Raw genomic sequence first — 12,649 nt, forward strand, 5'->3', positions numbered from 1 at the left:
TCTTCCATTTGATTGACGGAAAATGTGGTGTATCCGTATTTTTCGTAATTAGGGACTATATGCTTAAAGGCCGGATGAAATTCCTGTCTATTTTATAGCGGCCATTGGTTACCGCTTCGGCAAATACTATGCAATATTTTCAAGGTATCTTAATACCTCTTCTTTTTTTCTGCTCGAAACCAATATGTTTTCTTTGTTTTCCATTTGCAGATACCCTTCGCGGTAATATTTTTTAACGTATTTAAAATTAACCAGAAACGATTGGTGGCACCTTAAAAAACCATAGGGCGTAAGCAAACTTTCATATTCCTTTAATCCTTTCGAAACCAGGATCTCGCTGTTATCGTTTAAATAAAATGTAGTGTAACCCTTATCACTTTTACAGTACATAATATCTTCAATGGCTACTACCTCTATATATTCAAGGCTTTTTAAGGCAATTCGCTTCGCGGCAGCTACGCCCTGGGCAAGGTAGTGTTCTTTGGCAATGGCAAGCTGTTGCTGCCCTAAAGTTTCCTGCTCACGGTGATGATAACATTTGTTTAAATGCGTGGTTAATGTTACCTCATCAATTGGTTTAAGTAAATACCCAAAGGCACCTAAATTAAGTGCCTGTATGGCATACTGATCGTAGGCGGTTAGAAAAATAACCTGAAAATCGGTAACACCGATTTCATCAAACAGGTGGAAACTATCGCCATCCTTTAAACGGATATCGGCCAGAATAATGTCGGGTTTTAATGCCAGGATTTCCTGTTTTGCGATTGCAATTTCTCCGGCAAAGCCTACAACTTCGAGGTAGTCGATTTTTTTAACAATTTGTAAGATATGCTGTAAAATCCGGATCTCATCTTCTAAAATATAAAGTTTCATAACAACTTATTTAATCGTTAACTATTGGAATCTGTATTTCAACAAATACGCCTGTTACAGCATTTATCCGCTTATCGCTTACTTTAAATTGAGCTTGCTGCCCGTTAGCGGTAAAAAGCAAATCGATTCTTTCTTTTAAAATTACCTGGGCAAGCGATTGTTTCTTTGGGTTTTCATTAGGCTTTGGGCCCAGGCCACTTCCGTTATCATCTATTTCGATTGCCAGCAAACCGTCTTTAATTTTGAAAGATATGTTTAGCAACCCCTTATACCCTATATTTCTAAAACCATGTTCAATTGCATTTTCTACAAAGGGCTGAACAAGCATGGGCGGAATTAGCGTCTGGTTTAGATTCAATTGATCATCAACTACAATTTTATAATCGAAAACATCGGCATAACGCATTTGCTGCAACCGGAGGTAATTGTTTAGCGAAGCAATTTCTTCATCTATTTCGATAAAATCTTTTCTGTTCTGCTCCAGGGTACTGCGCAATAGTTCTGAAAAAGACCTGAGGTAGCACACAGACTCCTCAATATGCCCCGAAGCAACCAGGCTTTGTAAATTGGCTATGGCATTGAAGATAAAATGCGGGTTTAACTGTGCCTGTAACATTTTCTGCTCTACATTTAAGCGCTGGTTTTCTGACTTTAATAATTTATTCTTTTCCCTTAAACGCTGCTGGCGGTAGAAACTATAAAAGAAAGAAACTATACTGAGAAAGATCATCAGGACTAAAAAAAGTGTCCAGCGTTGCTGTTTAATAATGGTTTCGTTCAGTTTATTGCGGCTATTTAACTCTGCTATATTCCGGTCTTTTTTTTCTGTCTGATATTTTTCATGAATTTCGGCAACCTTAACAGCTTCGATTGCTTTATAGTTACCCAGTTCGATAGTATAGGCAGAATCTGCAGCCTGAAGCGCATGGGCTAAATCGCCCTTCATTTTATAGGCTTCGAGCAGGCCGTTGTAATAGACATCCTTTTGCCTGGCTGATGCGTCGCGTTTTTCGAAAGCTATACCTGCTTTATAATACTTAATGGCCGAATCGGGCTGTTTATCTTGAGAAAATGCGGTAGCCAGGTTATTGTAGGCAATACCATTCAGGTTATTGGTTTTTTTAAGGTAGTTGAAATAAATTTTACTACAGGCCAGGGCTTTGGCAGTTTGCAATTGCCGGCTGTAAATCTGTGCTTCGTTATCGTAAGTGCGGGCTATTGCCAGGCTATCGCCAACCTGTTTTGCCAAACGCCGGGCCTGGGCGTTAAAATGTACCATTTTTTTAAAATCGCCCAGCCGCGATGCCAACAGGAACGAAATATCGAAATAACGTTGTTTAATTACAGGGTGTGTATTAAACGGATTATGCTTAAAGTACATGGCAGCATACTCAATTGATTTTTTTTCATCCTGGTTCTGGAAATAGGCCTGCGCCAATAGATCATAAAAAGAATAGGTTAACCGGCTATGGGTTTGCTCAGCAATTTTCAAAGCCGCAAAAATCTGGCCCATTAAAGCAGGCTCTACCATCGATCCGCCGGCCATTTTATGGGTTAAAACACGATAGGTTTTCAATAACTCAATATCATCATCCTGCTTTAGCCCTTTCATTTTCTGGTAGGCAATTAAGCCACTATCCCTTTTATTTTGATAAACATATTTCCTGGCATGGAAATAATGATAATAAGGGTTTGATTCTTTATCAGGATCCTTGCCCAACAGGCTGTCTTGCTGGTAAACTATTTTTTTAACTGCTGCAGAAGACAGCGTATCTAAGGACAAAATTAGTGATAGATCATCCCGGAAAACAGTTTTTTTAACAGACTGGCGCTCAGCCTTAGGCGGTATTTCCTTATTTCTGCAAGCCGGAATAATAAGAAAACAAATCGTACAAAGGATTATCAGGGTTCTCGCACAGGTGTTCATTAACGAAAGAATTGGCTTATCATACATATAACACCTTCAATGGGGTGCGGGTTGAATTATTCTTTAAAAGTATAAATAGTATACACTAAAAAAAACAGCAGACAAATATCTGTCGGGTTTCATTCTATATCTGTACCGGTTTAATATATATCTGAAATACCGCTACAATACCAAAAAAGGCCTGAATGCGGATATGCGGCTTGCTGGCTGTGTTTTTTAAGCATTTTTTTCTTAGAAAAGGTAAATTAAATCTCCGTTGCTGCTTAGCTGTTTTACGAATATGCATGCAGAATTAACGAAAAGGTGCTCAAACCTGTCATATATCAACTGCCGCTTGTAATCCCTTCGGTTTGTGTCGATTTTTAAATGAACAAAACCCAAACGCCAGGGTAAGATGGCGAAATTTATCTATTACATTAAAATTATTTTATTATGAAAACAAACAACAAGTTATTTGAGAAAAGGATTGACTTAAAAAGCTGTCAAATCAATGGAGGGAAATTAGCCGAATCGAATACTACAGTTCGCACAGAAACCTGTACGCAAGGCTGTTCTGATGTACGTTATACCGTTAAGGACGATAATAAAACAACCATACAGGTTTGTACTGAATACAATTGCTAATCACACCAAAAACAAAAATTACAATATCTGTTAACCAATAAAACAAATAGTATGAAAGGTTTATTTGAAAAACGAATTGATTTAAAAAATAGCCAAATCAATGGAGGAAAACTCGCAGGCTGCATGAGTGAATGTTGGGTAAGAACCGGCACAACCAATTCACCTGATGGCCAGTATACCTATTACAATGACGATGGAAGTATAAGAAGTGTAAGAACGGTACAAGGCCTTTCCAGCTCGACTGATTAAAGCTGCTCCGATTAAAAAATGGAGGATTAACAGCCTCCATTTTTCACCAAATTAAACAAAACATAAAGTTAACTCCAATTAAGCATGATCCTGATTTTCTCCATTACTGATGATTACTCTACCGCTATGGTTATTAACTGGTTATTACATTTGAAAAAGAAATTTATCCGCATTAATGAAGATACAGATGCAAAACTGATTTCGATTACAGAAAAGGATTTTATAATCAACATTAATGGAAAAACGATTCACAGTAATGAAATAACCAAAATATGGTACAGGCGGGGGGATATCGACTTTGTAAAAAACTTTAATAGTCAACATATCAGTAATTACCTATCGGCAGAAAATGCAAGTTTAATGGAATACATTCATTTCACTTTCGATAAAAAAGACGGCATAAATAATTTTAAAACAAGAGATATAAACAAACTTCATCTGTTGGATTTATGTAGTAAACTTAAAATACCAGCGCCAAATTTTATTGTTACCGGAAATAAAGAAGCCTTACTTGAATTTTATAAGCAGGAAAAAAATATCATTTCTAAACCCTTAAATGCTCCTCTTTCTATTTTTGATACTGATGATTTCATTCATCTAACCTATACAACCGAAATAACAGCAGCTGATATTGAAGCATTGCCAAATGAATTTGTCCCTACATTTTTCCAGAAAAACATTTTAAAAAGTTATGAAATAAGGTGTTTCTACCTCAATGGCAATTTTTATGCGATGGCAATTTTTTCTCAAAGCAATAGTAAAACCAAGGTCGACTTTAGAAATTACGACAGATCGAAACCCAATAGAATAACACCTTACCAATTTCCAAAATATTACGAGCGGAAAATTAAAGGCTTGTTGGATAATATGGGTTTGAATTGCGCTTCTTTTGATGTCGTTCTATCCAAAGAAGATCAGCAATATTATTTTTTAGACCTCAATCCTATTGGTCAGTTCGGAATGGTTTCCAGTCCTTGCAACTACAACCTGGAAAAGGAAATTGCTTTAAATCTATAATCACATGAAAAAAATCAGCCTGGAAATTCAAAATGGAAATGCGCCCATTCATTTAAAATCTTTAGTTAAAAAAGAAAAACCGAGGTATTTAATCAAAACCAGAGAATCTAAAATATTCTGCACCAAAAGTTTACAATTAGACCTACTTTATAAATCGCCGTTATGAATAAATTATTTTTAAGAAATCAATTGTGCATTCCTGTTAAGGGTTACAATAGAGCAATTATTTATGATATTATTCGGAAAGATTATTTTTTTATCCCTAACGCGCATTATGACGTTTTGGATACCAACGATGTGATTAATTTTAATAAAATTACCGACCGGGGGGAAAAAGAGGAGTTGGTAGATTTTTTACTTAAGGAAGAAATCATATTTGAAATAACTGACCGTAATGAAAAGAACCGTTTCAAAAGTTTAAACAGAAATTTTGAGCAACCAAATCTGCTCACTAATGCAATTGTGCATTCGGATACAGACCCTGTTTTTTTTGATTTTATTAAAGATGAGTACCTTTTAAACGTATCAGTTATAGCGCCTCGGATAGATGATCATCTGTTCGTGCTTTTAGCGAAAATAGATACCCTCGAAATAGATAGTGTTTATCTGTACATTGAAAACTTTGATCAGGAAAGCTATGAAACAACACGTCAGCTGATCTGCAATTACCGCTTAATTTTTTCGGTTAATTTCTTCAATTCAACCAACCAAGCAGAAACCACACAACTATATCAAAATGTTTATTTTAACTTTTTTGAAGAAGAATTTGCTACCTATAAAACCAAGCTAACTACAGATAAACTGTCGTTAAATAACGAACATTTTTTAGAGGCCTACAACGTTCATTCTTACTACTACGGAAAGGTATACATCGATCGGGAAGGGAACGTTAAAAATGGTTTAAACAATACATATAGCTTTGGCAATGTAAAATTGTTAACCAAAGATCTGTTTTTAAATACCATCCATTCGGATAAATTTCGCGAATTAGGAAATATCAACAAAAACAATACACTTGTTTGCAGCGATTGTGAATTTAGGTACATGTGTGTTGATAGCCGAGTGCCTGTTAAAGGTGATGAGAAATGGTATCATCAAGCTGAATGTGCTTACAATCCTTATTTATCAAAATGGGATTATGAAGAAAATTATATTAACCTAAAGGATTCTGGTGTTGCCATCTCTGCAAGGGGATGCGATATAGATCAGCAAAAATTATCAAATCATTTTAATATGGCCTGGTCTGTTTAGCATGAAATCTTTCCCCTTTTATAAACAACCCGACAATAAGGACTGCGGACCAACCTGCCTGCGCATTATAGCCAAACACTATAACAAAAGCATTGCGTTGCAGCAAATCAGAACCCTTGCGGAAACCACTAGGGAAGGAAGTGGTTTGCTTGGCCTGAGTAATGCAGCAGAGGCTTTAGGCTTTAGAACGCTTGGTGTTAAAATAAATTTTAATACCCTGCTGGCCGATGCACCATTGCCCTGCATTGTACACTGGAATAAAAACCACTATGTTGTGGTTTATAAAATAGACAAGGCCGGTAAGGTTTATGTTTCAGATCCGGGTTATGGCTTAATTACCTATACCAAAGAAGAATTTATAAAATACTGGATCGGCGAAAATGCCCACGAAAATACAGAAGAAGGTATTGCCCTTATTTTAGAAACAAGCCCTGCATTTTACACCAGCGATTTCGAAGACACAGAAAAAAAAACAAGCTTCTCTTTCCTCTCCAGGTATTTACTAAAATATAAATCGCTCGTTATCCAGCTGGCCGTTGGCTTACTGGCCGGGAGTTTATTATCGCTTATTTTTCCCTTCCTTACCCAAAGTATTGTTGATGTAGGCATACAAAACCAGGACATTAACTTTATTTACCTGGTTTTACTCGCCCAGGTGATGCTTTTTATGGGTAAAATGGGGATCGAAATAATTAGGAGCTGGATCTTGCTACACCTTTCTACCCGGATTAACATTTCAATCATTTCCGACTTTTTTATCAAGCTGATGAAACTTCCGATCAGTTTCTTTGATACACGGATGACAGGTGATATTATGCAGCGGATAAACGATCACCACCGGATAGAACAATTGCTAACCAGCTCCTCGCTCAATACCCTCTTCTCGATGGTAAACCTGCTTATTTTTAGCATTATACTCTTCATTTACGATTACCGGTTATTTATCGTGTACCTGCTGGGCGCACTTTTGTATGTGGGGTGGATTGTTTTTTTCCTTAAAAGAAGAAAAGAACTTGATTATAAAATGTTTGCCCAGGTTGCGCAAGAGCAGAGCACGGTAATAGAACTGATTAATGGCATGCAGGAAATAAAAATGCATAATGCCGAAAAACAGAAGCGCTGGGGCTGGGAATTTTTACAGGTAAAGTTATTTAAGATCAAAATAAAGGCCCTCTCGTTAGAACAGTGGCAATCTGTTGGCGGTGGTTTTATTAATCAGATAAAAGATATTTTGGTTAGTTTCCTTGCCGCAAAACTGGTTCTGAGTGGTAACCTTACCCTGGGCATGATGCTTTCGGTACAATACATCATTGGCCAGCTAAACAGCCCCCTAATGCAGCTCATAGAATTTATCAAACAAACACAGGATGCCAGAATTTCGCTCGAAAGGTTACAGGAAATTCACGATAAAGACAACGAAGAAGGCAGCGAAGAACAATATGCCACCGAAATTGCGCAGAAAGATATCGAACTGAAGTCTGTATCGTTCAGGTATACAGGAGCCGATTCGTTTGTTTTCGAAGATTTAAACCTTGTTATCCCCTTTCAAAAAACCACGGCTATAGTTGGGGCCAGCGGTAGCGGAAAAACAACGCTTTTAAAGTTATTGACCAAATTTTACGAACCCGACAAAGGCGAAATAAAAATTGGCAGCACCGATATGAAAAATATTTCGCCCAGGTACTGGCGCGACCATTGCGGTGTAGTGATGCAGGAAAGTTATGTATTTAACGATAGTATTGCCAATAATATCGCCATTGGCGAGGATGCGATTGATAAACAAAAACTGAGAAAAGCCATAGAAATTGCCAACATACAGGATTTTATAGAAAGCCTGCCTTTAAGTTACAACACCAAAATCGGTAACGAAGGTATGGGCGTTAGCGGTGGGCAGAAGCAAAGATTGTTTATTGCCCGGGCGGTGTATAAATCGCCAGAATACATCTTTTTCGATGAGGCCACAAGTGCGTTAGATGCCAATAACGAAAAAATAATTATCGAAAACCTGAACCAGTTTTTTAAGGGCAAAACGGCCATTGTAATTGCCCACAGGTTATCTACGGTTAAACATGCCGATAAAATTATCGTGCTGGATAAGGGAATGGTTGTAGAAGAAGGCAACCACAACGAACTGGTGGCCAAAAAAGGAGAATATTACAGATTAATAAAAAACCAGCTCGAACTTGGAAACTAAAAAAGATAAACTGGACGAGGTACAGCTGCGCTCGGAAGGTGTGCAGGATATTCTGTCAGAACCACCACACTGGATGGTCCGCTGGGGCAGTTTGGTTATCCTGGCCATCCTTTTAATGATTTTGCTAATGAGTTATTTCATTAAATATCCCGAGTTTGTACCCGCAACAATTGTGGTTACCTCGCAAAACCCACCAGAAAAATTACAGATCAGAACCGACTCTAAAATTGAAAAAATATTCATCAGCGATCATCAAAAGATAAAAAAAGATGAAATATTAATGGTTTTACAATCTACCGCAAATTATAAAGATGTTTTACAGCTTAAAAGCATTATAGATTCCATTTCCCCCGGTAAGCTGTTTTCGTTTCCGGTTGATAAAGTTTCGCGGTTCAAATTGGGTGAGCTACAGGGCGATTACAATAACTTTGCAAAGGCATTTCAGGATGAGCAGCTGTTTACCAGGCTTAAGCCCTATGCGCCCGAAAATATAGCAACCGCTCAAAACATTCAGACCAATAAAAGCAGGATAATTGCATTAAAAAAGCAAAAAACTTTCGAAGGTTTAAAATTCGAACTGGTAAAGAAAAATTATCAGCGCGCTCAGCTGCTGCTAAACCAAAAGGTAATTTCGGCTTTGGAATTTGAAAACGAAAAAATTAAATTTTTACAGGCACAACAGAACTTAGAAAACATCGATATCTCTTTATCGCAAACAGATGAAGCCATTTTTAACCTCAATAAAACAAAAAGCGGTACAACCATAAATGCAGAGAAAGATAAAATCAATTTCGCCGCACAAACCTTACAGCTGCTAGAGCAGTTAAGGCGTTCGCTAAGGGCCTGGGAGCAAAACTACCTGGTAGTTTCTTCTACAGATGGGGTAATCAGCTTCCAGCAGTTTTGGGGCGAAAATCAATTTGTAAAACGTGGCGATCCTGTTTTATCTATTTTACCCGACCAAAAAAAGGCGCTTATCGGAAGAATGTTTGTAGCAGCAACCAATTCGGGAAAAATTGCCAGGGGCGAAAAAGTTTTAATCAAACTCGACAATTACCGCTACCAGGAATATGGCATTATAGAAGGCAGGGTTCAAAACATATCTTTCACGCCCGACGAAAAAGGCAATTATTATGTTGATGTTGTGCTTCCAAGAGGACTGAAAACTTCTTATCAGAAAACGCTTCCTTTCGATAAAGAGCTAAAGGGAAATGCCGAAATTGTAACACAGGACTTACGGTTAATTGAGCGGTTTTTTTACCAGATCAGAAAGCTTACCAGGTACCAGTCAGAGTAGAAGAGGGCTGGCCCCCGGTACCTGTCCGGGATAAAAATAAGCCACCGCTAACCGTTACAAACAACAATTTTTTAGATGGTTCTTATAACAGTTTAGAAATTTGTTTCCGGTATTTAGCTTTAGCGTTACCAGATCACTATTGAGCTTGTTCTTCTTTTGCTACATCCCCAGGCTTGCTCAAATTCCTTCAGCTGTGCTAATGGGCCATTGATCCGGAATCGGAAAGGCACATGCGGATTGGTCTGTAGTTCGTTGCGCAATGCTTCATCACTAATATCGCTATGCCACATTTGTGCCCAGCCTAAGAAGAAACGTTGCTGCCAGGTAAATCCGTCAATCGGTGCAGGAGTTTTTTTGTCCTTATAGTTTTTCTTAAGGGCATAATAGGCGAGCGTAAGCCCACCCAGATCGGCTATATTTTCACTAATGGTAAGCTGTCCATTAATATACAAGCCTGGTTGTCCCTCTATTTGGTTAAAGTAATTAATATATCGGGTGGCCAGGCTTTCAAAATTACGCCTGTCTTCAGCCTGCCACCAGTTGTTCAAATTGCCTGAAGCATCAAATTTCGATCCACGGTCGTCGAAAGCATGGGTAATCTCGTGCCCGATAACGGCGATTATTGCACCATAGTTAATGGCGTCATCCGCATGCTCATTATAAAATGGCGGTTGCAAAATCCCAGCGGGGAAACATGCGCTATTGGTATATTGATCATAAAACGCATCTACGGTCTGCGGCGTCGAATGCCACTCATTTCTATCTACAGGTTTATCAATTTTAGCTATGCACTCTTTATGCTGAAAATGAGCTGTGGCAATTACGTTTGCCAGCAGTTGTGATGGACTGATCTTCAAACTTGAGTAGCTCTGCCACTTTTCCGGATATCCAATCTTAAAGGTCATCGCCTTTAACTTATTTTGCGCAGCCACCTTGGTCTTATTGCTCATCCAGGTTAAAGCGTTAATTCTCTGATGGTAAACGCTGCGAACGTTTTCGATCATTTCCCTTATTTTTTCTTTATTCTGCTTTCGAAAATATTTTGCAACAAAAAGCTTCCCAAGAGGGATACCCAGTGCTTTTTCAGTTTCTTCGATTGCATTTTCTACACGACTTTTTTGTGCTTTTTTTCCCGCCATTACTGTTCCGAAAAAGGCAAAATGGGGCACCTGGTATCTTTTTGACAGATAGGGCGCAAAATGAGATAACAATTGCCACCTGATATATAATTTTAAAGTGGATAATGGCGTTCTCTCCAGCAAAAAGGTCAGGTTTTTTATGTAGGCCAGGTCTTCTGCAACAACCGTTGGGGTATATATATCCTGAGTTTTCAGGAAAAGATTCCAGTCAACCTGCGGGTTCTTTCTAATAATTTCTGATGTGCGGATTTTGTTATAGGTTTTTAATTGGTCACGCAACTTCAGGCTCGATAACTGTAATTTAGCAACCTGTTGCTCCAAGTTATAAATGGTTTCTCCGGGAGTTAGCGGCTTAAAATCAGCCAACTTCCACATTAAATTAACATGTTTAACAAACTGATCATGCAATATCACATTCTTGTGCACGTTTGTATGGTAAAAACTTTCATCAAGCAGGCTTAATCCACCTTGCCTTAAATACAAAATCTGCATTTTATTGTTTTTGGCATCGGCTTCTATACTGTATGTTACAAATGTTGGAACACCGATATTTTGAAGGGTTCCTGTTTCCCTCACCCAATCGCTAAGGCTGGCAATTTGGTCTATTGCCTGTAAATATGTACTAAGCGGCTTTAAGCCAAGTTGCTCAATTGTACCCGTATCTACAAAGGAGTGATAAAAGTCGGCAATCTGTTGCGTCTCTGTACCAGGCTTAGCTTTTGATATTTTAGTAATGCTATCTACAAGCTGCCGCAGCTTTACTTTGTTTTCCTGATCAAGTATTTCAAAAGCGCCCCATCTGCTTTCGGTGGCAGGCAGCGGATTTGCTTTCTTCCAGTTGCCATTTGCGAAACCATCAAAATCCAAACATGGATTTTGGGAAGAGTCGATGTTACGCTTGTCAAATCCTTTTGATGCGCCATCAATTGTTTCGGCCTTGTTGCGAAACCGGCAGCAATAGCATACAATTGTTAAGGCAAATATAACCAGGATCAAATTTTTCATAATTGGTATTAACTTCGTTCATAATATCATCATTCCATCACTTAGCCCCAAGTTATGCCGGGCGTATAAATTGTACATGGATAATGCCAGGAATTAATCAATTAAGTTATTTTTTACAATGAATTTCGTTTATTTTTTATTTTGTACCAACCTTATTCGCCATGCCCGGGATAATTAAATAACCGGATTAAGTTTGTCAAGCGGAATTTCATTCCAAAATGTGAATGTGGCTTCCTTTTCAAGAAACGCTTCTGCCAATTTCAGAAAATCAATCATATGTTGCGTTCGCATGTGGGCACCAACGAAGATTTCTTTATTTTTCCATTGCTCTATAATCAATAATTCGTTCGGATTTTCGGGATCCTCGTGCACATGGATACCTTTACAAGCTTTTTCTTTTAATAAAACAATCCCAATAACTTTATAAAGTTCCTGCTTTGCTATTTTCAATTTATCATGCCTGATTACACAGTTTATCACAACAGTAACTGGTTTTAACTTATTATTCATGCCCATTCAATTAATGATCAATTAACCTTGTAGTGTAACTGTACGGTATCATCGTTCAGTTTATTTACAGCTATTAATTTCAACTTAATATCCGTTTTCACTTCCTGTAGTAATGGCAAACCTGTGGCAAAAAGTGTCGGCTCAACTACAAAATAAATTTCATTTACCAGTCCTGCATTTAAAAAGGCACTCATGGTCATGGCCCCACCAATAATAACAGCTTCATCATGACCGGCACTTTCTAGCCTCTTGACTATTTCAGACGGGCTCTCCCTGGTAAAAACGACTGTTTGGTTGGGTGGTACCAGGTCGTTTTTGGATGTGAGCACCACCGTTGTTCCCTCAATCTTGAGTGGAAGGTAGTCTGGAGCCAAAATGTTGTAAGTGGTTTTACCCATAACCACTGCCTTTGTCTTTTGGCTAATGGCATAAAACCCCTCCCCATATGCAGGAGATAGCCAGTCTGGATTGTTTCTCGAATTAGAAATAAAACCATTTGCCGATGTGGCGATGTAGATACTGATTTTCATTTTTTTCGTATTTTTACAAATATGCTCACTGGT

At 38.2% G+C, this 12,649-nt stretch carries 12 protein-coding genes; 7 read left to right on the forward strand and 5 right to left on the reverse strand.

Translation table 11 applies throughout. The features are described from left to right. Positions 1-126 precede the first annotated feature (126 nt). On the reverse strand, positions 127-873 hold the full coding sequence (locus tag ACN9MR_RS22605) for a LytR/AlgR family response regulator transcription factor (protein WP_426326793.1): 747 nt from the start codon (positions 871-873) through the stop codon (positions 127-129). Positions 874-883: 10 nt separating this feature from the next. Beyond that, on the reverse strand, positions 884-2,656 hold the full coding sequence (locus tag ACN9MR_RS22610) for a tetratricopeptide repeat-containing sensor histidine kinase (protein WP_426326794.1): 1,773 nt from the start codon (positions 2,654-2,656) through the stop codon (positions 884-886). Between the two features lie 576 nt (positions 2,657-3,232). Between ACN9MR_RS22610 and ACN9MR_RS22615 the strand changes: the two genes are divergently transcribed. From ACN9MR_RS22615 to ACN9MR_RS22645, 7 genes are all read left to right on the forward strand, one after another. Continuing rightward, the gene (locus ACN9MR_RS22615; protein ID WP_157257913.1) at positions 3,233-3,424 is read left to right on the forward strand and encodes a hypothetical protein; all 192 of its coding nucleotides are present in this window, start codon (positions 3,233-3,235) and stop codon (positions 3,422-3,424) included. 51 nt (positions 3,425-3,475) lie between these two features. Then, positions 3,476-3,673 (forward strand): hypothetical protein, encoded by a 198-nt coding sequence (locus ACN9MR_RS22620; protein ID WP_426326795.1) that lies wholly within the window; start codon positions 3,476-3,478, stop codon positions 3,671-3,673. 84 nt (positions 3,674-3,757) lie between these two features. Beyond that, complete coding sequence (gene gwsG, locus ACN9MR_RS22625; protein ID WP_057930908.1) at positions 3,758-4,690, forward strand: grasp-with-spasm system ATP-grasp peptide maturase; 933 nt, start codon at positions 3,758-3,760, stop codon at positions 4,688-4,690. A gap of 4 nt (positions 4,691-4,694) precedes the next feature. After that, positions 4,695-4,856: a hypothetical protein gene (locus ACN9MR_RS22630; RefSeq protein ID WP_426326796.1), complete on the forward strand. Its 162-nt coding sequence runs from the start codon at positions 4,695-4,697 to the stop codon at positions 4,854-4,856. Next, on the forward strand, positions 4,853-5,941 hold the full coding sequence (locus ACN9MR_RS22635) for a hypothetical protein (RefSeq protein WP_426326797.1): 1,089 nt from the start codon (positions 4,853-4,855) through the stop codon (positions 5,939-5,941). The genes ACN9MR_RS22630 and ACN9MR_RS22635 overlap by 4 nt, the downstream gene beginning before the upstream one ends. 1 nt (position 5,942) lies before the next feature. After that, on the forward strand, positions 5,943-8,135 hold the full coding sequence (locus ACN9MR_RS22640) for a peptidase domain-containing ABC transporter (protein ID WP_426326798.1): 2,193 nt from the start codon (positions 5,943-5,945) through the stop codon (positions 8,133-8,135). Continuing rightward, entirely contained in the window at positions 8,125-9,432 is a 1,308-nt protein-coding gene (locus ACN9MR_RS22645; RefSeq protein ID WP_426326799.1) for an HlyD family secretion protein, read from the forward strand. The genes ACN9MR_RS22640 and ACN9MR_RS22645 overlap by 11 nt, the downstream gene beginning before the upstream one ends. A 125-nt stretch (positions 9,433-9,557) precedes the next feature. Here the strand turns inward: ACN9MR_RS22645 and ACN9MR_RS22650 are convergent, their stop codons facing one another. The 3 genes from ACN9MR_RS22650 to ACN9MR_RS22660 all read right to left on the reverse strand — a co-directional run bounded on the left by ACN9MR_RS22650 (position 9,558) and on the right by ACN9MR_RS22660 (position 12,616). Next, positions 9,558-11,576, reverse strand: coding sequence for a M13 family metallopeptidase (locus ACN9MR_RS22650; RefSeq protein ID WP_426326800.1), 2,019 nt, complete (start codon positions 11,574-11,576; stop codon positions 9,558-9,560). Between the two features lie 174 nt (positions 11,577-11,750). Beyond that, positions 11,751-12,086: a putative quinol monooxygenase gene (locus tag ACN9MR_RS22655; RefSeq protein ID WP_426326801.1), complete on the reverse strand. Its 336-nt coding sequence runs from the start codon at positions 12,084-12,086 to the stop codon at positions 11,751-11,753. A gap of 17 nt (positions 12,087-12,103) precedes the next feature. Further along, positions 12,104-12,616 (reverse strand): dihydrofolate reductase family protein, encoded by a 513-nt coding sequence (locus ACN9MR_RS22660; protein ID WP_426326802.1) that lies wholly within the window; start codon positions 12,614-12,616, stop codon positions 12,104-12,106. Positions 12,617-12,649 lie beyond the last annotated feature (33 nt).

The organism is Pedobacter sp. R-06, assembly GCF_049913135.1.
Lineage (GTDB): Bacteria > Bacteroidota > Bacteroidia > Sphingobacteriales > Sphingobacteriaceae > Pedobacter.

Coding starts and splice junctions, on each gene's coding strand:
- ACN9MR_RS22605 (WP_426326793.1), bottom strand. CDS start 873: ATGAAACTTTATATTTTAGAAGATGAGATCCGGATTTTACAGCATATC.
- ACN9MR_RS22615 (WP_157257913.1), top strand. CDS start 3,233: ATGAAAACAAACAACAAGTTATTTGAGAAAAGGATTGACTTAAAAAGC.
- ACN9MR_RS22620 (WP_426326795.1), top strand. CDS start 3,476: ATGAAAGGTTTATTTGAAAAACGAATTGATTTAAAAAATAGCCAAATC.
- gwsG (WP_057930908.1), top strand. CDS start 3,758: ATGATCCTGATTTTCTCCATTACTGATGATTACTCTACCGCTATGGTT.
- ACN9MR_RS22630 (WP_426326796.1), top strand. CDS start 4,695: ATGAAAAAAATCAGCCTGGAAATTCAAAATGGAAATGCGCCCATTCAT.
- ACN9MR_RS22635 (WP_426326797.1), top strand. CDS start 4,853: ATGAATAAATTATTTTTAAGAAATCAATTGTGCATTCCTGTTAAGGGT.
- ACN9MR_RS22640 (WP_426326798.1), top strand. CDS start 5,943: ATGAAATCTTTCCCCTTTTATAAACAACCCGACAATAAGGACTGCGGA.
- ACN9MR_RS22650 (WP_426326800.1), bottom strand. CDS start 11,576: ATGAAAAATTTGATCCTGGTTATATTTGCCTTAACAATTGTATGCTAT.
- ACN9MR_RS22655 (WP_426326801.1), bottom strand. CDS start 12,086: ATGAATAATAAGTTAAAACCAGTTACTGTTGTGATAAACTGTGTAATC.
- ACN9MR_RS22660 (WP_426326802.1), bottom strand. CDS start 12,616: ATGAAAATCAGTATCTACATCGCCACATCGGCAAATGGTTTTATTTCT.